The sequence below is a fragment of the Kitasatospora sp. NPDC089913 genome (genome assembly GCF_044748625.1).
Classification (GTDB): domain Bacteria; phylum Actinomycetota; class Actinomycetes; order Streptomycetales; family Streptomycetaceae; genus Kitasatospora.
Genome location: NZ_JBIVGI010000001.1, coordinates 346,277 through 369,759 on the forward strand (window position 1 = coordinate 346,277; position 23,483 = coordinate 369,759).

General features: G+C 73.1%; 13 protein-coding genes. 7 read left to right on the forward strand and 6 right to left on the reverse strand.

The window, feature by feature from the left end; all coding sequences use genetic code 11:
* Nucleotides 1-167: 167 nt before the first annotated feature.
* The 3 genes from ACIPYS_RS01595 to panB form a co-directional block, all read right to left on the reverse strand.
* The gene (locus ACIPYS_RS01595) at nt 168-980 is read right to left on the reverse strand and encodes an ABC transporter permease (RefSeq protein ID WP_093862266.1); all 813 of its coding nucleotides are present in this window, start codon (nt 978-980) and stop codon (nt 168-170) included.
* Entirely contained in the window at nt 977-2,008 is a 1,032-nt protein-coding gene (locus ACIPYS_RS01600; RefSeq protein WP_093862267.1) for an ATP-binding cassette domain-containing protein, read from the reverse strand. Before ACIPYS_RS01600 ends, ACIPYS_RS01595 begins: the two co-directional genes overlap by 4 nt.
* Before the next feature lie 147 nt (nt 2,009-2,155).
* A complete protein-coding gene (panB, locus tag ACIPYS_RS01605; RefSeq protein WP_093862268.1) occupies nt 2,156-3,025 on the reverse strand; it encodes a 3-methyl-2-oxobutanoate hydroxymethyltransferase in 870 nt (289 codons plus the stop codon).
* Between the two features lie 266 nt (nt 3,026-3,291).
* Between panB and ACIPYS_RS01610 the strand changes: the two genes are divergently transcribed.
* The 3 genes from ACIPYS_RS01610 (at nt 3,292) to ACIPYS_RS01620 (ending at nt 7,045) form a co-directional block, all read left to right on the forward strand.
* Entirely contained in the window at nt 3,292-4,938 is a 1,647-nt protein-coding gene (locus ACIPYS_RS01610; protein ID WP_400741818.1) for an MFS transporter, read from the forward strand.
* A 123-nt stretch (nt 4,939-5,061) separates the two neighbouring features.
* Nucleotides 5,062-5,703: a TetR/AcrR family transcriptional regulator gene (locus tag ACIPYS_RS01615; RefSeq protein WP_093862269.1), complete on the forward strand. Its 642-nt coding sequence runs from the start codon at nt 5,062-5,064 to the stop codon at nt 5,701-5,703.
* A gap of 295 nt (nt 5,704-5,998) precedes the next feature.
* Nucleotides 5,999-7,045 (forward strand): endonuclease/exonuclease/phosphatase family protein, encoded by a 1,047-nt coding sequence (locus ACIPYS_RS01620; RefSeq protein ID WP_093862270.1) that lies wholly within the window; start codon nt 5,999-6,001, stop codon nt 7,043-7,045.
* A 22-nt stretch (nt 7,046-7,067) separates the two neighbouring features.
* Here the strand turns inward: ACIPYS_RS01620 and ACIPYS_RS01625 are convergent, their stop codons facing one another.
* The gene (locus tag ACIPYS_RS01625; RefSeq protein WP_400741822.1) at nt 7,068-8,822 is read right to left on the reverse strand and encodes an NAD+ synthase; all 1,755 of its coding nucleotides are present in this window, start codon (nt 8,820-8,822) and stop codon (nt 7,068-7,070) included.
* Nucleotides 8,823-8,974: 152 nt separating this feature from the next.
* Between ACIPYS_RS01625 and ACIPYS_RS01630 the strand changes: the two genes are divergently transcribed.
* Together ACIPYS_RS01630 and ACIPYS_RS01635 are read left to right on the forward strand one after the other, a co-directional pair.
* The gene (locus ACIPYS_RS01630) at nt 8,975-10,336 is read left to right on the forward strand and encodes a glutamine synthetase family protein (RefSeq protein WP_093862272.1); all 1,362 of its coding nucleotides are present in this window, start codon (nt 8,975-8,977) and stop codon (nt 10,334-10,336) included.
* A 183-nt stretch (nt 10,337-10,519) separates the two neighbouring features.
* A complete protein-coding gene (locus tag ACIPYS_RS01635; RefSeq protein WP_231977805.1) occupies nt 10,520-11,731 on the forward strand; it encodes a hypothetical protein in 1,212 nt (403 codons plus the stop codon).
* On the opposite strand, the gene ACIPYS_RS01640 is transcribed toward ACIPYS_RS01635, so the two are convergent.
* Nucleotides 11,698-12,858: an acyltransferase family protein gene (locus ACIPYS_RS01640; RefSeq protein ID WP_400741826.1), complete on the reverse strand. Its 1,161-nt coding sequence runs from the start codon at nt 12,856-12,858 to the stop codon at nt 11,698-11,700. The genes ACIPYS_RS01635 and ACIPYS_RS01640 overlap by 34 nt on opposite strands.
* A gap of 187 nt (nt 12,859-13,045) precedes the next feature.
* Between ACIPYS_RS01640 and ACIPYS_RS01645 the strand changes: the two genes are divergently transcribed.
* Nucleotides 13,046-16,069 carry a bifunctional [glutamine synthetase] adenylyltransferase/[glutamine synthetase]-adenylyl-L-tyrosine phosphorylase gene (locus ACIPYS_RS01645; protein ID WP_400741828.1) on the forward strand — a complete coding sequence of 1,008 codons (3,024 nt, stop codon included), beginning with the start codon at nt 13,046-13,048 and terminating at the stop codon, nt 16,067-16,069.
* Nucleotides 16,070-16,151: 82 nt separating this feature from the next.
* Here ACIPYS_RS01645 and ACIPYS_RS01650 read toward each other — a convergent pair whose 3' ends face one another.
* Nucleotides 16,152-17,060 (reverse strand): phosphatase PAP2 family protein, encoded by a 909-nt coding sequence (locus ACIPYS_RS01650; protein ID WP_400741831.1) that lies wholly within the window; start codon nt 17,058-17,060, stop codon nt 16,152-16,154.
* A gap of 327 nt (nt 17,061-17,387) precedes the next feature.
* Here ACIPYS_RS01650 and pulA point away from each other — a divergent pair, with 327 nt between their 5' ends.
* Entirely contained in the window at nt 17,388-22,916 is a 5,529-nt protein-coding gene (gene pulA / locus ACIPYS_RS01655) for a pullulanase-type alpha-1,6-glucosidase (RefSeq protein ID WP_400741834.1), read from the forward strand.
* The last annotated feature ends 567 nt before the right edge of the window (nt 22,917-23,483 follow it).

A 23,483-nucleotide genomic window follows, 5' to 3' on the forward strand; every position in this document is an offset into this window, starting at 1 on the left:
CTGCCGGTGCACTGAGCCGTCACCTGCCGGTGCACCGAGCCGTCACCTGCCGGTGCACTGAGCCGTCACCTGCCGGTGCACTGAGCCGTCACCTGCCGGTGCACCGAGCCGGCCCCGGGCGCTCCCCTCGCGCGTCCGGGACCGTGCGCTGGCCGGTCGGCCGCGGCTCAGGTCCGCTTGCGGAAGCGGGCGACGGCGAGCGGCGCGAAGACCGCGGTGATGCCGACCGACCAGGCCAGCACGATCAGCACCGGGTGCGCCACCGCGCCCTGGCCGTTCATCAGGGCCCGGCAGGCGTCGGCCAGCGCGGACAGCGGGTTGACCTTGGTGAAGGCCTGGAGCCAGCCCGGCATGGTGTCGGTCGGGGCGAAGATCGAACTGCCGAACTGCATCGGCATCAGGACCAGCATGGCGACCCCCTGGACGGCCTGGGCGCTGCGCAGCGCCATGCCCAGCAGCATCGAGATCCACACGATGGACATGCCGAACAGCAGCGAGAGTCCGACCGCGGCGAGCAGCTCCAGGAAGCCGCCCTTCAGCTCGAAGCCGAGGACCAGCGCGAAGACGATCAGGATGGTGAACGAGAGCAGGGCCCGGCAGGTCTCCGCGGCGATCTTGGAGAGCAGGACCGAGGAGCGGCCGATCGGCAGGGTCCGGAACCGGTCCATCACCCCGGTCTGGAAGTCGCTGTTGAGGCCGGTGCCGACGGCCATCGCCAGGGTGATGCCGGTCTGCCCGAGCAGGCCGGGGATCATGTACTGCTTGTAGGCGTCCTGGCCGCCGGAGATGGCGCCGCCGAAGACGTAGACGAAGAGCACGGTGAAGATGACCGGCATCAGCACGGCGTCGAACATCGACTCCGGGTCGGCCTTGATCCGCATCAGGTTGCGGCGGGTCAGCGCGCCGACGTGCCGCAGGTGGCCGGGCAGGCCGATCCGGCCCTCCTCGGCCCGGGCGGGGGCGAGTGTGGCGGTGGTCATGCGACGGGCTCCTTGGCGAGGCTGGGGGCGGTGTCCGCGGCCGCCGGGCGGTCCGAGGGCTTGCCGGTGATGGCGAGGAAGACCTCGTCCAGGCTGGGCAGCTTGGTGTCGATGTCGGCGATGCCGAAGCCCCGGCCGCCCAGGGCGCCGATCACGGCGGTCAGCTGCTCCTCGGCGGTGAGCGGGACCGACAGCAGCCCGGTGTCGGCGGAGAAGGTGGCGGTGGCGATACCGGTGTCGTGCAGGCAGCGGGCCATCGCGGGCAGGGCGGCCGGGTCGGTGGGCCGGACCTGGAGGGTGCGGCCGCCGACCTGGGCCTTGAGCTCCGCGATGCCGCCGGCCGCGATGACCCGGCCCCGGTCGATCACGGTCAGCTCGTTGGCGAGCTGCTCGGCCTCCTCCATGTACTGGGTGGTGAGCAGCACGGTGGCGCCCTCGGCGACCATCCGCTGCACCTCGTCCCAGACCTCGTTGCGGGTGCGCGGGTCCAGGCCGGTGGTGGGCTCGTCCAAGTAGAGGACCCGGGGACGGCCGATCATGGAGGCGGCCAGGTCGAGGCGGCGGCGCATGCCGCCGGAGTAGGTCTTGGCGACGCGCTTGGCGGCCTCGGTGAGCGAGAACCGCTCCAGCAGCTCGGTGGCGCGCGCCTTGGCGTCCTTGCTGGAGAGGTCGAGCAGCCGGCCGATGAGGTAGAGGTTCTCGTAGCCGGAGAGCAGCTCGTCGACGGAGGCGTACTGGCCGGTGAGGCCGATGGTGCGGCGCAGCTGCTTGGGCTGGCGCAGCACGTCGTAGCCGCCGACGAAGGCGGTGCCGGCGTCGGGCTTGATGAGGGTGGAGAGGACGCGGACCAGGGTGGTCTTGCCGGCTCCGTTGGGGCCGAGCACGCCGAGGACGGTGCCCTCGCGCACGGTGAGGTCGACGCCGTCGAGCGCCTTGGTGCTGCCGAAGTGCTTGACGATGCCGCGGACCTCGACGGCGTTCCCCGCGGCGGGCCCCCGGTCGTTCGGGGCGGTGGAGATTCGTGTCATGCCCCAAGACTGGCGGCCGCCGCTGACAGCCCGCTGTCAGCGGGGTGACGGACGGGCGGCCCGCCGGCGAGGCGCTGTCGGCGCGCTGTCACGCGGCTGTCACCGGGGCCCGGCCCGGCCGTGGCCGGGTCCCGGTGACGGGGCGCGTCAGTGGAAGGTGTGCTCCGGGGCGGGGAAGGCGTCGCCCCGGACGTCCTCGGCGAACGCGCGGGCGGCGTCGCCGAGCACGGCCCGCAGGTCGGCGTACTGCTTGACGAACTTGGGCACCCGGCCCGCCGTCATACCGGCGAAGTCGGTCCAGACCAGCACCTGGGCGTCGCAGTCCACCCCGGCGCCGATGCCGACGGTGGGGACGGAGAGCTGCTCGGTGACCTGCTTGGCCAGCTCGGCGGGCACCGCCTCCAGGACGACCGCGAAGGCGCCGGCCTGCTGCACCGCCTTGGCGTCGCGCAGCAGCTGGTGCGCGGCCTCGTCGCCGCGGCCCTGGACGGGGTAGCCGCCCAGCGCGTGCACGGACTGCGGGGTGAGGCCGATGTGCGCCATCACCGGGATGCCGGCCTCGACCAGCAGCTCGATCGAGCGGGCGCTGCGCTCGCCGCCCTCCAGCTTGACCGCGCCGACCCCGGCGTCCTTCATCAGCCGGACCGCGTTGTGCATCGCCTGGGCCGGGGACTCCTGGTAGGAGCCGAACGGCAGGTCGGCGACGATCATGGCCCGCTTGGTGCCCCGGACGACGGCGCCGGCCAGCATGACCATCTGGTCCATGGTCACCGGCACGGTGGTCTCGTAGCCGAGGTGGCAGTTGCCGGCGGAGTCGCCGACCAGCAGGACGGGCGTGCCGGCCTCGTCGAAGACGCCGGCGGTGAGGGCGTCGTAGGCGGTCAGCATCGACCACTTCTCGCCGCGCTGCTTGGCTGCGGCGAGGTCGCGGACGGTGACGCGGCGGGTGGTGACCCCACCGTAGAGGGTGGTGGTCGACGCCTGGTTCTGGGCAGGCGAAGGCGAAGAAGCGTTCATCGAACAGGCTCCTGAAGGGTTGTCGTCTCGTGGCGCCGTGCGGCGTCCCCGGATCACCTCCATGCTTGCACGGCCCGGCGCGGGTGCAAAAGGGGCGGGGCCGCACCGGGTGCGGGAGCGGGTCCGGCGGGTCTTTGCCAGGGTTTTACGAAACGGAGCCGTCTCGTATCGAAATTGGCGCTACGCTCACTGCGGGGGGTTTACGAGACGACCGCGGCTCGAATGTGCCCGCCAGTGCCACGCCGTACCACGGACGGGAAGAAGCCATGACCACCGCCGCCGCACCACCCCGAGTACCGGAAGCCATCCACCGCCGCCGCTGGGCGATCCTGGGCACCCTGGTGCTCGCCCTGCTCGTCGTCGTCCTCGACAACTCGATCCTCAACGTCGCGATGAAGACCATCGCCTCCCCCGCGCCCACCGGCATCGGCGCCAGCCAGAGCGACCTGGAATGGTCGATCAACTCGTACACCCTGGTCTTCGCCGGACTGCTGTTCACCTCCGGACTGCTGGGCGACCGGTTCGGCCGCAAGCGGGCCCTGCTGGCCGGCATGGTCGTCTTCGGCCTGGCCTCGCTGCTCTCCGCGCTCGCCTCGACGCCGGGCGAACTGATCGCCTACCGGGCCCTGATGGGCGTCGGCGGGGCGCTGGCGATGCCGGCCACGCTCGCCATCATCATGAACGTCTTCGAGCGTGCCGAGCAGCCCAAGGCGATCGGCATCTGGGCCGGCGCGGTCGGACTCGCGATCGCGATCGGCCCGATCACCGGCGGCCTGCTGATCGAGCACTTCTGGTGGGGCTCGGTCTTCCTGGTCAACGTGCCGATCGTGATCGTCGCGCTGATCGCGATGACCCTGCTCGTCCCCGAGTCCAAGGACCCGAACCCGGGCCGGATGGACCCGGTCGGCGTGCTGCTCTCCATCGTCGGCCTGGTGGCGCTGATCTACGGCATCATCAAGGGCGGCGAGCTGGCCGACTTCACGGACGTCGCCGCCTGGGGGCCGGTGCTGCTCGGCCTGCTGGCGCTCACCGCCTTCGTGCTCTTCGAGCGCCGCACCGCGCACCCCGCGCTGGACGTCGACTGGTTCCGCAACAAGGTGTTCAGCGCCTCGGTGGTGGTGATCGGCGTGGTGTTCTTCGCGCTGATGGGCGTCTCGTTCTTCGGCGTCTTCTACACCCAGAGCGTGCGCGGCTACAGCGCGCTGGAGGCCGGTGTGCTGATGCTGCCGCTGGCCGCCGCCCAGCTGGTCTTCGCCCCGCGCGCCCGGCTGGTGGTCGACCGCTTCGGCGTCCGCGCCACCTGCGCCGCCGGCATGGCGTTCATCGCGGTCGGCTTCCTCGGCTACCTGCTGCTGGGCGCCACCACCCCGATCTGGGTGCTGGTCGTGCTCGGTCTGCTGATGGGTACCGGCATGGCGCACGTCATGCCGCCGATCACGGTCGCGATCATGGGCTCGCTGCCGCGCGAGAAGGCCGGCGCCGGCTCGGCCGTCAACAACACCTTCCGCCAGGTCGGCGGCTCGCTCGGGGTCGCGGTGCTCGGCGCCGTGCTCTCCACCGTCTACCGCGACGGCATCTCCGACAAGCTCGCCCAGCTGCCCACCCCGGAACTGCGGGAGAAGGCGGGCGAGTCGCTGGAGGCCACCATGGCCGTCGCCGCGCGCCTCGGCGAGCGGGGCAAGGAACTGGTCGGCCCGGCCAACGACTCCTTCATCCACGCGATGCACGTGGTGGCCGGACTCTCCGCCGGGATCACCGCGGCCGGCGCCCTGCTGGCCTGGTTCCTGCTGCCGGGCAAGGTGCCGGCCGGCGGCCCGGCCGGCGGTCCCGCCGGCCCCGGCGCGGCGGCGGACGCGGTACAGCACGGCGAGGCGGCCGCGAAGGCCCGCAGGACGGCGGCCGCGGACGCCTGACCGGCGGCCGGGCTGAGCGAGAATGGGGCCCTGTCGCCGGGAGGACCGCCGGTGACAGGGCCCACGAGCGCGTGCGACCCCCGCCACTCTCCGGGCGGGGGCTCCACAACCGGGAGATGCGAGATGAAGACCGACCCGACGGCCGCGCCGCCGCCCTGCGCCGGCCCGCGCCGCGGCAGGCCCCGCAGCGAGGCCGCCGAACAGGCGATCTTCGCCGGCGTCGAGGAACTCATGGCGGCCGGCACCAGCCTGGCGGAACTGACCATCGAGGGCATCGCCACCGCCGCCGGCGTCGGCAAGGCCACCATCTACCGTCGCTGGCCCAACAAGGAGGCCCTGCTGATCGACATGGTCAGCAGACTGGAGGAGCCCCTCCCCGGGTCCACCGGGTCGATCCGCGGCGACCTCGTCGCGATGATCGAGTACATGCGGCAGCGCGGCCTGGCCAAGCGCTCCCGCTGGGTGCTCAAGGCCGCGCTCGGCCAGATGCACAGCTGGCCCGAGCTGCACGCCGCCTACCGCGCCCGGGTGATCGCGCCCCGCCGGGAGGCCGCCCGCGAGCTCGTCCGCCGCGGTGTCGCCGGGGGCGAGCTGCGCGCCGACCTCGACGAGGACCTGCTCGGCGATCTGCTGCTCGGACCGATCCTCGCTCGCAGCGTGCTCTGGGACGACTCCGACCTCGACGACCCCCGGCTCGCCGAGCGGATGGTCGACGCCCTCCTCGACGGTCTCGGGGGCCCCGCCCTCCGGCCCGCCCGGACCTGACCGGACGGGCACCTCCCGCGGCCGTCCCGCGCCTGTCCCGCGCTGTCCCGCGTCCTCCTCCCGGCCCTCCTCCCGTCATCGCCGCAGGCCGGGGGGCCGGCGCGGGACGGCCGGCCGCGCAGTGGCCTGGCTCACCAAACCGGGCCACGCCGGAACCCCGGTCGCCCGACCGGGCGTCTGTCCCGACATAGGCTGGGCCGGAATCCGACCGAACCGGCACAGGTCCGGCACGCCCTCCGCCACCGGCGGGGGCGTACCGCGGACGGACAGACGGCGCGAACGACGGGAGTCACGGATGGCGCAGGCGGACAGGGCGGACCGGGTGTCCCCGGCAGCGGCCGGCGACCCGGGATCCGGCCGGCGCCCGGCCGGGTTCCTCGGCGTGCGCGGCTGGGGCCGGGACGCCCGGGGCAGCACCACCTGGCGGCGCGGCCTCGTGCTCGCCGTGGCGGCCCTGCTCACCGGCGCCCTGCTGGCCTTCCACGCCGAGGTGCCGAACAGCGTCGGCAACCTCGGCAGCCTGCTGGAGACCTTCCTGCCCTGGCTGGGGCTGGCCGTGCCGGTGCTGCTCGTCCCCGCCCTGCTGCGCCGCTCCGCCACCGCGCTGCTCGCCCTGCTGGTGCCGGTGGTGATCTGGGCCAACATGTTCGGCGGCCTGCTCACCGACAAGAGCGGCGGCACCGGCGACTTCACCGTGGTCAGCCACAACGTGGCCGCCGCCAACACCGACCCGCAGGGCACCGTCCGGATGCTGGAGCAGTCCGGGGCGCAGATCGTCGCGCTCCAGGAACTGGCCGGCCGGCAGCTGCGCGCCTACGAGACCGGGCTGGCCGAGAGCTACCCGTACCACGCGGTGGAGGGCACGGTCGGGCTCTGGTCCAAGTACCCGATCGGCGACGTCTCGGTGGTGGACATCAGGATGGGCTGGACCAGGGCGTTCCGGGCCGAGGTGACCACCCCGAAGGGTCCGCTCGCGGTGTACGTCGCCCACCTGCCGTCGGTCCGGCTCAAGGCCGAGGGCGGCTTCACCGTCAACCAGCGGGACGTCAGCGCCCAGGCGCTCGGGGACGCGGTCGAGGCCGAACCGCTGAAGAAGGTGCTGCTGCTCGGCGACCTCAACGGCACCATGAACGACCGCAGTCTGGCGCCGATCACCTCCCAGATGCGCTCGGCCCAGGGCGCGGCCGGGGACGGCTTCGGCTTCAGCTGGCCGGCGTCCCTCCCGATGGCCCGGATCGACCAGATCATGAGCAAGGGCGGACTCGAGCCCACCGACTCGCGGACGCTGGAGCGGGACGGCAGCGACCACCTCGCGGTGGCCGCCACCTACCGCTACCGCTGAGCCGGCGAACAGTCGGGGCAGCTCAGCCCCGGTGCCAGCGGTTGGTGATCGGGAGCCGGCGGTCCCGGCCGAAGCCCTTGGCCGAGATCTTCGGGCCCGGCGGGTACTGCCGGCGTTTGTACTCGGCGGTGTCGACCAGGCGCACCACCCGGTCCACCACGGCCGGGTCGAAGCCGGCCGCCACGATCGCGTCCCGGCCCTGGTCGCCCTCGACGTAGAGGTCGAGGACGGTGTCCAGCAGGTCGTAGTCCGGCAGCGAGTCGGTGTCCTTCTGGTCCGGCCGCAGCTCGGCGGACGGCGGCTTGACGATGGTGTGCTCCGGGATCGGCGGCACCGCGCCGAGCCGCTCGGCCTCCTCGTTGCGCCAGCGGGCCAGCCGGAAGACCAGCGACTTGTAGACGTCCTTGATCGGGCCGTAGGCGCCGACCGAGTCGCCGTACAGGGTCGAGTAGCCGACCGCCAGCTCGCTCTTGTTGCCGGGCGCGAGCACGAGGTGCCCCTCCTGGTTGGAGATCGCCATCAGCAGGGTGCCGCGCAGCCGGGACTGGAGGTTCTCCTCGGCCAGTCCGGTCAGCTCGGTGGCGGCCGTGTAGGCGTCGAACATCGGGGCGATCGACACCGTGCGGAAGTTCAGCCCGGTGCGGCGGGCCAGCTCGGCCGCGTCGTCCCGGGAGTGCTGCGAGGAGTAGCGGCTCGGCATCGACACGCAGTGCACGTTCCCGGCGCCGACCGCGTCCACCGCGAGGGCGGCGACCACGGCCGAGTCGATGCCCCCGGACAGGCCGATCAGCACCGAGCGGAAGCCGTTCTTGCGCACGTAGGCCCGGGTGCCGGAGACCAGCGCGGACCAGATCTCGGCCTCGTCGGCGATCCGCGGCGCGACCTCGGCCCGTACCCGCTCGGCGGGAGCCCCGGCGGGCCCGCCGCCCAGTTCGGTGCGGACCAGGTGCAGCCCGTCGGCCAGCAGCAGTCCGTCGGTGTGGTCGCTGCCGGCCGTCGGCAGGTCGAGGTCCAGCATCAGCAGGTGCTCCTCGAACTGCGGGGAGCGGGCCAGCACCTCGCCGTCCGGGGCGACCACCACCGAGTCGCCGTCGAAGACCAGCTCGTCCTGGCCGCCGACCATGTTCACGTAGGCGAGCGCGCAGCCCGCCTCGGCGGCCCGGCGCCGCACCAGCTCCAGCCGGACGTCGTCCTTGTTGCGCTCGTACGGCGAGCCGTTGATCACCAGCAGCAGGCCGGCCCCGGCCTCGCGGGCGGCGGTCACCCGGCCGCCGTCCTGCCAGATGTCCTCGCAGATCGCCAGCGCGACGTCCACCCCGTGCACCCGCAGCACCGGCAGCTGGTCGCCGGGGACGAACCAGCGGTACTCGTCGAACACGCCGTAGTTCGGCAGGTGGTGCTTGGCGAAGCGGGTGGCGACCTCGCCGCGGAACAGCACCGCGGCGCAGTTCTGCGGGGAGCCGGCCGGCCGGCCGAAGCGCGGCGAGGCCTGTGCGGACCGGCCGAGGTAGCCCACCACCACGGGCACCTCGCCGAGCCCCTCCGCGGCGAGCCGGGCAGCCAGCCGGGTCAGGCCGGACCGCGACGCCTCGACGAAGGAGCGGCGCAGCGCGAGGTCCTCGACCGGGTAGCCGGTCAGGGCCATCTCGGGGAACGCCACCAGCTGGGCGCCGGCCTCGACGGCCCGCCCGGTCCAGTGCACCACCTCGTCGCCGTTGCGGGCGATGTCACCGACCCAGGGGTCGGTCTGGCAGAGGGCGAGACGCAGATTGGGCATGTCACCGAGTCTAATCGTCGATCTGACGAAATGTCTCGGCCGGGGTCGCCACTGCCTCCGGCGGCCGTGATCCGCCATGATGGGGAGCAGTCGCCGCCGGGGTGGTTTCCGGGCGTAACACGAACGTAAAGAGCAGAGGTGAGACTGTCCCCATGGGCAAGCAGCAGGAGTTCGTGCTTCGGACGCTCGAAGAGCGTGACATCCGGTTCGTCCGGCTGTGGTTCACCGATGTCCTGGGGTTCCTCAAGTCGGTCGCGGTGGCGCCGGCCGAGCTGGAGCAGGCGTTCGAGGAGGGCATCGGCTTCGACGGCTCGGCGATCGAGGGATTCGCCCGGGTGTACGAGTCCGACATGATCGCGAAGCCGGACCCGACCACCTTCCAGATCCTGCCGTGGCGCTCGGAGACCCCGGGCACCGCGCGGATGTTCTGCGACATCCTGATGCCGGACGGCTCGCCGTCCTACGCCGACCCGAGGTTCGTGCTGAAGCGCACCCTGGAGAAGGCCTCCGCCCAGGGCTTCACCTTCTACACCCACCCCGAGATCGAGTTCTTCCTGCTGAAGAACCTGCCCGGCGACGGCACCGCGCCGATCCCCGCCGACCACTCCGGCTACTTCGACCACACCCCGCGCGGGGTGGGCCACGACTTCCGCCGCCAGGCGATCACCATGCTGGAGTCGATGGGCATCTCGGTGGAGTTCTCCCACCACGAGGGCGCCCCCGGCCAGCAGGAGATCGATCTCCGCTACGCCGACGCGCTCTCCACGGCCGACAACATCATGACCTTCCGGCTGGTGATGAAGGAGGTCGCGCTGGAGCAGGGCGTGCACGCCAGCTTCATGCCCAAGCCGTTCTCCGACCACCCCGGTTCGGGCATGCACACCCACCTCTCGCTGTTCGAGGGCGACCGCAACGCCTTCCACGAGTCGGGTGCCGAGTACCAGCTCTCCAAGGTCGGCCGCTCGTTCATCGCCGGTCTGCTGAAGCACGCCGCCGAGACCGCCGCCGTCACCAACCAGTGGGTGAACTCCTACAAGCGGATCTGGGGCGGCTCCCAGCGCACCGCCGGCGCGGGCGGCGAGGCCCCGTCGTACATCTGCTGGGGCCACAACAACCGCTCCGCGCTGATCCGGGTCCCGATGTACAAGCCGGGCAAGCAGGGCTCCACCCGGGTCGAGGTCCGCTCCCTGGACACCGGCTGCAACCCCTACCTGGCCTACGCCGTCACCCTGGCGGCGGGCCTCAAGGGCATCGAGGAGGGCTACGAGCTCCCGCCGGGCGCCGACGACGACGTGTGGGCCCTCACCGACCCCGAGCGCCGCGCCCTCGGCATCCAGCCGATGCCGCAGAACCTGGGCGAGGCGATCGACCTGATGCAGCGCAGCGAGCTGGTCGCGGAGACCCTCGGCGAGCACGTGTTCGACTTCTTCCTGAGGAACAAGAAGCAGGAGTGGGAGGAGTACCGCTCCGAGGTCACCCCCTTCGAGCTGCGCAAGAACCTCCAGGTGCTGTAGCGGTTCCGACCACAGAGGGCTGACGCCACGTCAAGCACCACCGGGCCCGCCGTCGTTCCAATGGATGACGGCGGGCCCGCCGTTTGGGTTGGCGCGTTCCCTGATGGCGGTACGTGAGGAGATTGTGACGTTGCGTTGTGATCCGATAAGCGTGATCAATCCCCTCCCCCCTGAGAGGACCTCATGCCCTCCTCCACCGTCAGCCGCGCCGCCGCCGTCCGCACCCTCGCCCGCCGGGCCGGGATCACCGGGGTGGCTGTCGTCGCCGTCGCCGGACAGCTGCTCACCGCCCCGATCGCGGACGCCCGCGGCTCGGGCCCCAAGGGCCCGCAGCAGCGTGCCGACACCATCGTCTCGAACCCGCTGCCGTTCAAGACGCGCTTCCAGGGCGACTTCCACGGCTCGGTCACGCGGATCAGCAACTCCCTGATGACCTGCGACGAGACCCAGCCGCCGGTCGACCCGGCGCAGCCGGCGTGCGTGGACGCCCGGACCGGCGCGGGCAGCCGGCCGATCAACAACAACTACCAGATGAAGTACATCAACATCGATCCGGGCAGCATCGGCCCGCTCGGCGACGAGATCTACTCGGCCAGCTCGGCCGACCTGGGGCTGCTGGAGGGCTCTCAGATCAAGTACGCCCGGCTGTACTGGGGCGGCACCCGGGGCATCGGCAGCACCGTCCTGCCGGAGAGCCAGATCGACGAGATCTACCTGAAGGTCCCGGGCGAGAACCAGTACCGCAACATCGCCAACGACCAGCCGTCCATCGGCTACATCACCACCACCGAGGAGAGCAGCTACCAGGCCTCCGCCGACATCACCGACCTGGTGAAGGCCGCCGGCAACGGCACCTACACCGCCGCCAACATGGACTCGGTGGTGAAGCCGCACAGCTGGGGCGGCTGGTCGATCGTGGTGGCGTACGAGAACCCCTGCAAGCCGCTGCGCCACGTCCACATCTGGGACGGCTTCCAGGTGGAGCTGCCGGACAGCCCGGCCCGCGAGTTCAACCTCGACGGGCTGCAGACCCCCGCCACCGGGCCGGTCGCCGGCAAGCTCGGCTTCATCGTCTACGACGGCGACCTGAAGTGGACCGGGGACACCCTGGCGATGAAGTCCACCAACGGGCCGGAGTCGATCTTCACGGACGTCAACCACGCCTCCAACGACGCGTTCAACTCCACCATCGAGGAGCTGACCCCGGCGGACCAGTTCGTCCGCAACCCGTACAACCGCAACAACTTCGGCTACGACTCCAACCGCTGGGACATCTCGCCGTTCCTGCGCAACGGGGACACCGACATCACCATCAAGTTCGACACCGACAAGGACGGCTACGACCTCGGTGTCTTCTACGCCTACGTGAACCTGGACGGCTCGCTGGAGGGCTGACCGCCCGGCACCGACCCGCGCCGCTGCCGCACCACCCGGACCGGGGGGTGCGGCAGCGGCGTTCCGGCCCGCCGGGGCGCCCCGCGCAGCAGCCGCTCGCAGGGGCGCTCCACCCACCGGTGCAGGGCGCCCGCCGCGGCCAGCGTCCCGGCGGCGAGCAGCAGGTCGACGGCGAGCAGCGCGAGCGTCCCGGTCGGCCGGCCGGCCGTCCACAGCCAGCAGCGGATGCCGATCTCGTGCACCAGGTACCAGGCGTAGGACCACTCGCCGAGCAGCACCGCCGTGCGCCCGCGGAGCAGCCGGGGCGCCGTGCCCGCCGCGTCCCGCCCGGCGGCGGCCACCAGCAGCGCCGCGAACAGCGGGGCCGGGAACAGCTGCGAGGCGCTGTACGGGCCCCACCACAGGGAGTCGGGGACGGCCGCGTGCCAGGGCACCAGCAGGACGTGCCAGCCGGCCACCGCCGCCGCGGCCGCGCCGAGCCGCACCCGTGGGAGCAGCCCGTGCCGGGCGGCCAGCCCGGTGACCACCCCGAGCACGAACTGCGGGGTGCGGGTCAGCGGCAGGTAGTCCAGCAGCCAGCCGCGCAGGGCCGGATCGGCGGGGAGCAGCGCGCCCGCAGCCCAGAGCACCGGGCCGAGCGCGGCGCAGGCCGCCGCCAGCGGCAGCCAGCTCCGCCGGCGCGGGGCCAGCAGCCGCAGCAGCGCCGGGAACAGCAGGTAGAACCAGGCCTCGGCGCCCAGCGACCAGGAGGCCGGGTTGCCGCCGAAGACCGTCCCCGGTGCCCAGGCGTGCAGCAGCGGCAGCGACCAGAGCACGGCCGCCAGCGGGACGGCCAGGCCCAGGACGGCGTTCGCGCCCAGCGACAGCGCGGTGGTCAGCGCGTGCAGCGGCCAGATCCGGGCGAACCGGCGGCGGGCGAAGGACCGGGCGCCGGCCGGTGATCCCTCGTACGTCCAGGCGAGGACGAAGCCGGAGAGGACGAAGAAGAAGGTGACCCCCGAACGCCCGTACCAGGAGAGCGGGCCGAGCAGCGGCAGCTCGCCGAGCTTGCGCGCCAGGTGGTAGAGCACCACCAGCAGTGCGGCCCAGAAGCGCAGCCCGGTGAGCGAGGGCAGACGGCCGGGCATCGGACCCTCCGGGAGGGTGGGACGGGCAGCGGGAGCGGACGCCGGGTGAACGAGCGCGGCGGGCGCGGGGTCACGGACGGGCGACACCGGTGTCCGCCCGGTGGTCACGCCCGGGCGTGCCGCCCCCGGGACGCGTAGCCTGCTGGAGCGGACGGGGGGCGGACGGGGGCGGACGGACGGAGGGGCGATGGCGGTGGAGGAACAGCGGGCCGGCAGCCGGGTGAGCCGACCGGAGAGCAGACTGGCGCGGCGCGGGTTCACCGACCCCGCCAAGGCGCTGCGGCTGCTCGCCGAACCGGCCCTGGACGGGCTGGCCGCGGACCCGGTGCTGCTCGACGCGCTCGCCGCCACCGCCGATCCCGACCTCGCCCTGCTCGGTCTGTCCCGGCTGCTGGAGGCCGCCGAGGAGACCGACCGGCACACCCTGCGCGACACCCTGACCACCTCCAAGCCGCTGCGCGACCGGCTGCTCGGCGTGCTCGGCGCGTCCACCGCGCTCGCCGACCACCTCGCCAGGCACCCGCACGACTGGCACGTCCTGGTCACCTTCGAGCTGCGCGACATGCACCCCGGCCCGGCGGACTTCCGCCGGGGGCTGGCCGAGGCCGTCGCCGCCGACCCCACCGGCCGCCCGGCCGACGCGCTGCGGGTCGGCTACCGCCGCTGCCTGCTGGCGGTCGCCGCCCGCGACCTGACCGGCACCACCGATCTCGCCCAGACCGCCGCCGAACTCGCCGACCTGGCCGGCGCCACCCTCCAGACCGCCCTCGACCTGGCCGCTGCGCAGGACCCGGAGGCCGCCGCCGACTGCCGGCTCGCCGTCATCGGCATGGGCAAGTGCGGCGGACGCGAGCTCAACTACGTCTCCGACGTCGACGTCATCTTCGTCGCGGAGCCGCGCGAGGGCGTCGAGGAGCACCGGGCGGTCCGGGCCGCCACCCGGCTGGCCGCGGCGCTCACCCGGCTGTGCGCCGACACCACCGGCGAGGGCACCATCTGGCCGGTGGACGCCAATCTGCGTCCCGAGGGCCGCAACGGCCCGCTGGTCCGCACCCTGGCCAGCCATGTCGCCTACTACCGGCGCTGGGCCAAGACCTGGGAGTTCCAGGCGCTGCTCAAGGCCCGCCCGGTGGCCGGCGACGCCGAGCTGGGCGAAGCGTACGTCGCCGAGCTGGCGCCGATGGTCTGGCAGGCCGCCGCCCGGGAGAACTTCGTCACCGACGTGCAGCAGATGCGCCGCCGGGTGGTCGACTCGATCCCCGCCACCGAGCTGGACCGCCAGCTCAAGCTGGGCCCCGGCGGACTGCGCGACGTCGAGTTCTCCGTCCAGTTGCTCCAGCTGGTGCACGGCCGCACCGACGAGGCACTGCGCAGCGGCAACACCCTGGAGGCGCTGGCCGCGCTCTCCCGCGGCGGGTACGTGGGCCGCGCCGACGCCGCCTCGCTGGACGCCGCCTACCGGTTCCTGCGCTCGCTGGAGCACCGGATCCAGCTGCACCGGCTGCGCCGCACCCATCTGATGCCCACCGACGAGGAGGACCAGCGCCGGCTGGCCCGCTCGCTGGCGCCGCTGATCAACGACGACACCAGGGCCGACCCGGTCGCCGCGCTGCGACGGGAGTGGAAGCGGCACGCCGTCGAGGTGCGCCGGCTGCACGAGAAGCTGTTCTACCGGCCGCTGCTGGACGCCGTCGCCGAGCTGCCGCCGGGCGCGGCGGGCCTGCGCCAGGACGCCGCCCGGGCCCGGCTGGAGGCGCTCGGCTACGCCGACCCGGCCGCCGCGCTGCGCCATCTGAGCGCGCTCGCCGCCGGGGTCAGCCGCAAGGCGGCGATCCAGCGCACCCTGCTGCCGGTGCTGCTCGGCTGGTTCGCCGACTCCGCCGACCCGGACGCCGGGCTGCTCAACTTCCGCCAGGTCTCCGACGCGCTCGGCCGCACCCCCTGGTACCTGCGGCTGCTCCGGGACGAGAGCGCCGCCGCCGAACAGCTGGCGCGGGTCCTGTCGGCCGGCCGGCTCGCCCCCGACCTGCTGCTGCGGGCGCCGGAGGCGGTCGCCATGCTCGGCGACCCGCAGGGCCTGGCGCCGCGCGGGCGGCCCGCGCTGGAGCGGGAGGTGCTGGCCGCCGTCAGCCGGGCCGACTCGGTGGCCGGCGCGGTGGCCGCGGTGCGCTCGGTGCGTCGCCGGGAGCTGTTCCGCACCGCCGCCGCCGACGTGCTCGGGCGGCTCGGCGAGGACCCGGCGCAGGCGCTGGACACGGCCGGCGAGGCGCTCACCGCGATCAACGCGGCCACCCTGCAGGGCGCGCTGCGGGCCTGCGTGGCCGGTTGGGAGGCCCGCAACGGCGAGCTGCCGACCCGGATCGCGGTGATCGCGATGGGCCGGTTCGGCGGGCACGAGCTGGGATACGGCTCGGACGCGGACGTGCTCTTCGTCCACGAGCCGGTGCTCGGCTCGCTGGAGGAGGACGCCGCCCGGGCCGCCCAGTCGGTCTGCCACGAGCTGCGCACCCTGCTGGCCGCGCCGTCCACCGAACCGCCGCTGGAGGTGGACGCCGACCTGCGCCCGGAGGGGCGGAACGGACCGCTGGTGCGCTCGCTCGCCTCCTACGAGGCGTACTACCGGCGCTGGTCGCACGCCTGGGAGAGCCAGGCGCTGCTGCGGGCCGAGCCGGTGGCCGGGGACCCGGAGCTGGGGGAGCGGTTCCGGCGGCTGATCGACCCGCTGCGCTTCCCCGGCGAGGGGGTGCCCGAGCGGGACGTGCTGGAGATCCGCCGGATCAAGGCGAGGATCGAGGCGGAGCGGCTGCCGCGCGGCGCCGATCCGACCACCCACACCAAGATCGGCCGGGGCGGGCTGGCGGACGTCGAGTGGACCGTGCAGCTGCTCCAGCTGCGGCACGGGCACGAGCTGCCGGGGCTGCGCACCACCCGGACCAGGGCGGCGCTTGCGGCGGCGGCCGGAGCCGGGCTGGTCGGGGCGGAGGACGCGGAGGTGCTGGACGCGGCCTGGGTACTGGCCTCCCGGGTGCGTTCGGCGGTGATGCTGGTGCGCGGCCGGCCGGGCGACTCCTTCCCGGCGGACACCCGGGAGCTGGCCGGGGTGGCCCGCTACCTGGGGTACGGGGCCGGGCACAGCGGCGAGCTGGTGGACGACTACCGGCGCACCACCCGGCGGGCCCGGTCGGTGGTGGAGCGGCTGTTCTACGGCTGACACGCGGGGGAACGCGGAGAGGGGCCCCGGTCGCCCGGGGCCCCTCTCCGCGTTCTCGTCGTTCCCGTCCTCGGTCGCGGCCTCAGCGGCGCGCGCTGCTCACCGCGGGCTCGCTCCACTGCTCGGGCACGGTGACCGGCTCGGCCGGCAGCTCCCGCGCGGGCACCTGCGGGAGCCGGTAGACCCAGGAGTGGTAGAGCCAGCCGGCGGTGAGGAAGCCCACCAGCAGGCACAGCAGGCCGCCGACCGCGTCCATCCAGAAGTGGTTGGCGGTGGAGACGATCACCAGCAGGGTGGCCACCGGGTAGAGCAGGCCGAGGACCCGGACCCACGTCCGGCGGGCCAGGAAGAAGATGGTCAGACCGCACCACGTCGACCAGCCGATGTGCATCGAGGGCATGGCGGCGAACTGGTTGGAGACGTGGGTGGCCGGGCCGGAGGCCATCGAACCCCAGGTGCCGTGCGCCTTCACGGTGTCGATGAAGCCGCCGTCGGTCATCAGCCGGGGCGGGGCCAGCGGGAAGAAGTAGAAGCCGACCAGCGCGATCGCGGTGGTGACGAACAGCACCGTGCGGACCGCGGCGTAGCGGCCGGGGTGCCACCGGTAGATCCAGACCAGGACGCCGATGGTCACGATGAAGTGCAGCGTCGCGTAGTAGTAGTTCATCCCGGTGATCAGCCAGCCGACGCTGTCGACAGCGTGGTTGACCGAGCGCTCGACGGCGATGCCGAGGGACTGCTCGAGGTCCCAGATCCAGCCGGCGTGCTTCTGCGCGATCGCCTCCTGCTCGGGGACGGCGTTGCGCACCAGGGAGTAGATCCAGTAACTGACGCCGATCAGTGCCAGCTCGAACCAGAGTCTCGGGCGCGCGGGCGAGCGGCGCTGCTCGCGGACGCGGTCACGCAGGGCCGCGGTCCGGGTGCGGGCCGCACGGGTGGCTCCGTCGGGCATGCGGCCGCCGTTCTGGTTGATCTCGGTCGGTTCCCCCATGGACGAGAAGTCTGCCAGACGTCCCGTAGCCGTCTGCTCATCCTCCGGAAGTGGATTCTTCACCGGCTGTCCCCCTTCAGAGGTAGGGGGTGGCTCCCACCGGGGGAGGGGGTGCGGACGGATCTGGGGTCAACCGGTGGGACGGGCATACGTCCCATTGTCACGCCGGAGGGGCGGGGCGGCGCAATCGGGGGTGGGGCCGCGCGGGGCGGTCGCATTTTCCCCGACCGAAACCCTTTCTGCATCTTGCTGAAACATATTGCAGGCCGCTAGCGTCTCGGCCACCCGAGCACCCCATGACCCCATACCCCCGCAAGGGAGCCTTCAGTGGCCGAAGTCCCGCCCCGCCGCAGGCGGAGCACCCCTCGCAGACCCGGCCGGACGGCGGTGCTCCTCGCCGCCGCGCTCACCGCCGCCTCCCTCGGCACCGCCGGACCGGCCGCGCTCGCCGCCGCCCCGCCCGGCCCGCCCTCGGACGCCGCGCTGGCCGCCACCGCCGGTCGGCACGACCTCACCCGCGAGCAGTTCTACTTCGTGCTGCCGGACCGCTTCGCCAACGGCGACCGGGGCAACGACACGGGAGGCATCACCGGCACCCGCCTCGACCACGGCCTCGACCCGGCCGACAAGGGCTTCTACCACGGCGGCGACCTCGCCGGGCTGATCCAGCGGCTCGACTACATCCAGGACCTCGGCACCACCGCGATCTGGATGGCGCCGATCTTCACCAACAAGCCGGTCCAGGGCGCCGGGGACGCCGCCGGCGCCGGGTACCACGGCTACTGGATCACCGACTTCACCCGGGTCGACCCGCACTTCGGCACCAACGAGCAGTTGAAGGAACTGATAGCCAAGGCCCACGCCCGGGGCATCAAGGTCTTCTTCGACGTCATCACCAACCACACCGCCGACATCATCGACAACCGGCAGGGACAGTCCGGCTACCGCAGCACCGGCGCCTACCCGGTGCTGGACGCCGACGGCAGGCCCGTCGACGAGACCGCCCTCGCCGACGCCGCAGCTGCCTGGCCGAAGCTGACCAAGGACTCGTTCCCCTACAGCCCGGTCTTCCGCAAGCCCTCCGACGCCACCGCCAAGACTCCGGCCTGGCTCAACGACCCCGCGCTGTACCACAACCGGGGCGACTCCACCTTCGCCGGCGAGTCCGCCACCGAGGGCGACTTCTCCGGCCTCGACGACCTCGACACCCAGAACCCCAAGGTGGTCAAGGGCTTCGAGAAGGTCTACCAGCAGTGGGTCGAGGAGGCCGGCGTCGACGGCTTCCGGATCGACACCGTCAAGCACGTCAACATGGCCTTCTGGCAGCAGTGGGCGCCCGCGCTCAAGAAGTTCGCCGCCGAGCGGGGCAACAAGAAGTTCTTCATGTTCGGCGAGGTCTACTCGGGCGACCCGGCCGTCACCGCGCCCTACGTCACCAAGGGCCGGCTGCAGGCCACCCTCGACTTCCCGTTCCAGGGCGCCGCCCGCGCCTACGTCTCCCAGGGCGGACCGGCCCGGGGCCTGGCCGAGCTCTACGGCCAGGACCACCGCTACACCACCGCCGACACCGACGCCTACGAGCTGCCGACCTTCCTCGGCAACCACGACATGGGCCGCTTCGGCTCCTTCCTGCTCGCCGACAACCCCGGCGCCGACGAGGCCACCCTGCTGAAGAAGGACCGGCTCGGCAACGAGCTGATGTTCCTCACCCGCGGCCAGCCCGTCGTCTACTACGGCGACGAGCAGGGCTTCACCGGCGCCGGCGGCGACAAGGACGCCCGCCAGGACGTCTTCGCCTCGCAGACCCCCTCCTACAACACCGACCGCGTCCTCGGCGGCACCCCCGGCCCCGCCGACCGCTACGACCGGGACGCCGCGCCCTACCGGGACATCGCCGCCCTGGCGAAGCTCCGCCGCGACCACCCGGCGCTCGCCGACGGCGCCCAGATCGAGCGGTACGCGGCCGACGGCCCCGGCGTCTACGCCTTCTCCCGGATCGACGCCGCCCAGCAGATCGAGTACCTGGTCGCGGTCAACAACGCCCCCGAGGCGAAGACCGTCACCCTGGACACCTTCTCGGCCGGACAGGGCTTCGACCGGATCTACCCGGCGGCGGGGGAGCGGGTCTCCAGCGGCGCGGACCGCAGGGTCACCGTCACCGTCCCGGCGCTGTCCTCCCTCGTCCTCAGGGCCGCCGGGAAGGCCGCCCCGCTCGCGGCCGCGCCCTCGATCGCCGTCGAGGTGCCCGCGGAGGGCTCCACCGGGACCGTCACCGTCGGCGCGAAGGTGCCCGGCGGCGGCTTCGGCCGGGTGACCTTCGCCGCGCAGGTCGGCGACCGGCCCTGGCAGGTGCTGGGCACCTCCGACACCGGCACGTCCGGCTCCGCCGGCCAGAAGCCCTACGCCGTCACCCAGGACCTCGCGGGCGTCGCCCCGGGCACGCCCGTCCGCTACAAGGCCGTGGTCCAGGACGCCGCCGGCCGGCTGGCCTCGGCCACCGGCGGGTTCACCACCGGCACCCCGGCCCCGAAGCCGGTCCCCAGTGCCGCCGCCCGCCCGTACGCCGTCGTCCACTACCAGCGCAAGGACGGCGACTACGACGGCTGGAACCTCTACGCCTGGGGCGACCTCGCCGACGGCGAGGCCACCCAGTGGCCCGCCGGGCACGGCTTCACCGGCCGGGACGCGTTCGGCGCCTTCGCCTATGTGAAGCTGCGGCCGGGCGCCTCGGACCTCGGCTTCGTGGTCGAGAAGGACGGCGTCAAGGACGTCGACGCCGACCGGCACCTCGACCTCGGCGCCACCGGCGAGGTCTGGCTGAAGGAGGGCGACCCGGCCGTCCGCACCGCGAACCCGGGCCCGGTGAACACCCCGCCCGCGGGCACCGCGGTGCTCCACTACAACCGGGCCGACGGGAACTACGACGGCTGGGGCCTGCACGACTGGACCGGCGCCGCCGCCCCCACCGACTGGGGCAACCCGCTGAAGCCCGTCCGCCGGGACGCCTTCGGGGCCGTCTTCGAGGTGCCGCTCGCCCCCGGCGCGACCAGCCTCAGCTACATCCTGCACAAGGGCAACGACAAGGACCTGCCCGCCGACCAGTCGCTCGACCTGGCCGGCACCGGCCGCGAGGTCTGGATCCTCGGCGGCCGGGAGGGCTACCTGCTGCCGCAGGCCGCCGGTGCCTCCTCCCAGCTGGACCCCGCCGCCGCCAAGGCCCAGTGGATCGACGCCCGCACCGTCGTCGTCCCGCCCGGGTACGGGGCCGGGGACGCCGCGCTCGCCGCCGGCACCAGCGCCCAGCTGGTGTACGACCCGGCGGGCGGCATCCGGGCCGACCGGGGCACCCTGACCGGGCCCGGCCGGTGGATCCGGCTCGAGCCCGCCCCCGGCGGGCTGACGGCCGCCCAGAAGGCGGCCTTCCCGCACCTGGCGGGCTACCGCGCCTTCACCGTGGACGCGCGCGACGCCGCCCGGGTGCCCGAAGCCCTGCGGAGCCAGCTGCTGTTCACCGAGCACCTGCCGAGCGGTGCCGCCCTGGCCGCCACCGGTGTGCAGATCCCCGGCGTGCTCGACGACCTGTACGCCCGCCGCACCGGCCGGGTCGACTTCGGACCGGCCTTCTACCACGGCAAGGTCGCGCTCTCGCTCTGGGCGCCGACCGCGCAGGAGGTCTCCGTCCAGGTCTTCGACACCGCCACCGGCGGCACCTCGAGGACCCTGCCGCTGAAGCGCGACGACGGGACCGGGGTCTGGGAGGTGGTCCGGGACCGGGCCGAACTCGACGGCAAGTACTACCTGTACCAGGTCAAGGTGTGGGCGCCGACGGTCCAGCAACTGGTGGTCAACACCGTCACCGACCCCTACTCCGTCGCCCTCTCCACCGACTCCCGGCGCAGCCTGGTCGCCGACCTCGCCGCGAAGGAGCTCGAGCCGCCGGGCTGGGAGAACCACGCCGTCCCGCCGGCCGTCCCGCTCGGACGGGAGCAGATCCAGGAGCTGCACGTCCGCGACTTCTCCGTCGCCGACGACACCGTCCCGGCCGCCGAGCGCGGCACCTACCTGGCCTTCACCGAGTCCGGGGCCGCCGGTGCGAAGCACCTGCGCGAGCTCGCCGCGGCCGGGGTCACCACGATCCACCTGCTGCCGACCTTCGACATCGCCACCGTCAGGGAGAACCGGGCCGAGCAGAAGCTGCCCGCCTGCGACCTCGCCGCCCTGGCCGCCGACAGCGACCGGCAGCAGGAGTGCGTGGCGGCCGTCGCCGCCCAGGACGCCTACAACTGGGGCTACGACCCGCTCCACTACAACGTGCCGGAGGGCTCCTACGCCACCGACCCCGAAGGGACCGCGCGCACCGTGCAGTTCCGGCGGATGGTGCAGGCGATCCACGCGGCCGGCCTGCGGGTGGTGCTCGACGTCGTCTACAACCACACCGCCGCGAGCGGCCAGGCCGAGCACTCGGTGCTGGACAAGGTCGTCCCCGGCTACTACCAGCGGCTGGACGCCAACGGCAAGGTGACCACCGACAGTTGCTGCGCCGACACCGCGCCCGAGCACGCCATGATGAACCGCCTGGTGGTCGACTCCGTCACCACCTGGGCGCGCGAGTACAAGGTGGACGGCTTCCGCTTCGACCTCATGGGCCTGGACCCGAAGTCCACGATGCTGGACGTGCAGGCCGCGCTGCGCCGGATGACGCCGGACTCGGACGGCGTGGACGGGAAGAACGTCCTGCTCTACGGCGAGGGCTGGAACTTCGGCGTGGTGGCGGACAACGCCCGGTTCGAGCAGGCCACCCAGCTCAACCTGGCCGGCACCGGCATCGCCACCTTCGACGACCGGTTCCGGGACTCCGCGCGCGGCGGCAACTTCCAGCTCTCCTCGGCGCCCCAGCAGGGCTTCGCCTCGGGTCTGTTCACCGATCCGAACGGCTCGGCCGCGAACGGCACCCCGGAGCAGCAGAAGGCCCGGCTGCTCCAGCAGACGGACCGGCTCAAGGTGGGGCTGACCGGCAACCTGGCCGGCTACTCCTTCACCGACAGCTCCGGACGGACCGTCACCGGCAAGGACGTCGACTACAACGGCGCCCCGACCGGTTACGCGGCCAGGCCCGGCGAGGCGCTCGCCTACGTGGACGCGCACGACAACGCCGACCTGTTCGACGCGCTCGCGTACAAGCTGCCGGTCGGCACCGCGCCCGCCGACCGGGCCCGGATGCAGGCGCTGGCGCTCGCGCTGACCACGCTGTCGCAGGGCCCCGGCTTCGTCCAGGCGGGCAGCGACCTGCTGCGTTCCAAGTCGCTGGACGCCAACTCCTACGACTCGGGCGACTGGTTCAACGCGATCCACTGGGACCCGCGGGACGGCAACGGCTGGGGCCGCGGACTGCCGCCGGCCGCGGACAACAAGGAGCTGTGGCCCACCGCGAAGGCCCTGCTGGCGGACCCGCGGCTGACCGTGGGACCGGCCGACATCGCGGCGGCGGGCGCGCAGTACCAGGACTTCCTGCGGATCAAGCGCTCCTCGCCGCTGTTCGCGCTGCCGACCCTGGCGGCCGTGCAGCAGCGGCTCGGCTATCCGCTGTCGGGCACGCCCGGCGAGGTTCCGGGGGTGCTCACCCTGCGTCTGGACGGCGCCGGGCTGCCGGGCGCGGAGAAGGGGATCACGGTGGTGTTCAACGCGACGCCCACCGAGCGGAGCCAGACCGTCGGGGCGCTGGCCGGGACGGCGCAGGCGCTCCACCCGGTCCAGGCCGCCGGCGCCGACCCGGTGGTGAAGCGGTCCGGCTTCGCCGCGGCGACCGGGACCTTCACCGTGCCGGGCCGCACGGTGGCGGTGTTCGTGCAGAGCTGACGCAGCGTCGTCGCCCGGGCCCCGTTCCGTCACCGACGGGCGGGGCCTGGGACTGATCCACAGGGTTTCCGGTTCCATTCAATGTATGGAGTTGGCCGGAAACCGCCCGTGGCACGGCCGGAAAGGAGAGGTGTCGCCCCCGTCGGGCCCCGGAGCGGGTCCCCCGGGGCGGGTCCGCACCCTGAGCGCTGGTCAGTGCCTGCGGGGGGTGAGCAAACCTTTTGGCCGATATGAAAACGATCGTCGGATGTTAGTACGGGTGTAACACTCCTGACCTTCCGGCAGATGTACGGCCCGGTAGCTAATCGGCCAATCCATGGCATGCATCTGTCATTAACGGCTCGTTTGCTGCCACGATTCCTCCGGCTGCAGACGAGGGGGCCCCACCCCCCGGTGCAGCTGTCCGAGGTCAGGAACAGCGCGATCCCCCTGCCGAAACGCTCGACCACCTTGCTCCGCAACCGCACCCGCGCCGCGCACCGGCGGCGGGGGCCCCCACTGAGTCGCAACCCTGCGACCAGGTTCTGTCCACCGCCCGCGAACCCCGCGGCGGTCGGAAAAGGAGTC

Excerpts from the sequence above, each read along its gene's own strand:
- ACIPYS_RS01595 (WP_093862266.1), bottom strand. The coding sequence starts at position 980 with ATGACCACCGCCACACTCGCCCCCGCCCGGGCCGAGGAGGGCCGGATC.
- ACIPYS_RS01600 (WP_093862267.1), bottom strand. The coding sequence starts at position 2,008 with ATGACACGAATCTCCACCGCCCCGAACGACCGGGGGCCCGCCGCGGGG.
- panB (WP_093862268.1), bottom strand. The coding sequence starts at position 3,025 with ATGAACGCTTCTTCGCCTTCGCCTGCCCAGAACCAGGCGTCGACCACC.
- ACIPYS_RS01610 (WP_400741818.1), top strand. The coding sequence starts at position 3,292 with ATGACCACCGCCGCCGCACCACCCCGAGTACCGGAAGCCATCCACCGC.
- ACIPYS_RS01615 (WP_093862269.1), top strand. The coding sequence starts at position 5,062 with ATGAAGACCGACCCGACGGCCGCGCCGCCGCCCTGCGCCGGCCCGCGC.
- ACIPYS_RS01620 (WP_093862270.1), top strand. The coding sequence starts at position 5,999 with ATGGCGCAGGCGGACAGGGCGGACCGGGTGTCCCCGGCAGCGGCCGGC.
- ACIPYS_RS01625 (WP_400741822.1), bottom strand. The coding sequence starts at position 8,822 with ATGCCCAATCTGCGTCTCGCCCTCTGCCAGACCGACCCCTGGGTCGGT.
- ACIPYS_RS01630 (WP_093862272.1), top strand. The coding sequence starts at position 8,975 with ATGGGCAAGCAGCAGGAGTTCGTGCTTCGGACGCTCGAAGAGCGTGAC.
- ACIPYS_RS01635 (WP_231977805.1), top strand. The coding sequence starts at position 10,520 with ATGCCCTCCTCCACCGTCAGCCGCGCCGCCGCCGTCCGCACCCTCGCC.
- ACIPYS_RS01640 (WP_400741826.1), bottom strand. The coding sequence starts at position 12,858 with ATGCCCGGCCGTCTGCCCTCGCTCACCGGGCTGCGCTTCTGGGCCGCA.
- ACIPYS_RS01645 (WP_400741828.1), top strand. The coding sequence starts at position 13,046 with ATGGCGGTGGAGGAACAGCGGGCCGGCAGCCGGGTGAGCCGACCGGAG.
- ACIPYS_RS01650 (WP_400741831.1), bottom strand. The coding sequence starts at position 17,060 with ATGGGGGAACCGACCGAGATCAACCAGAACGGCGGCCGCATGCCCGAC.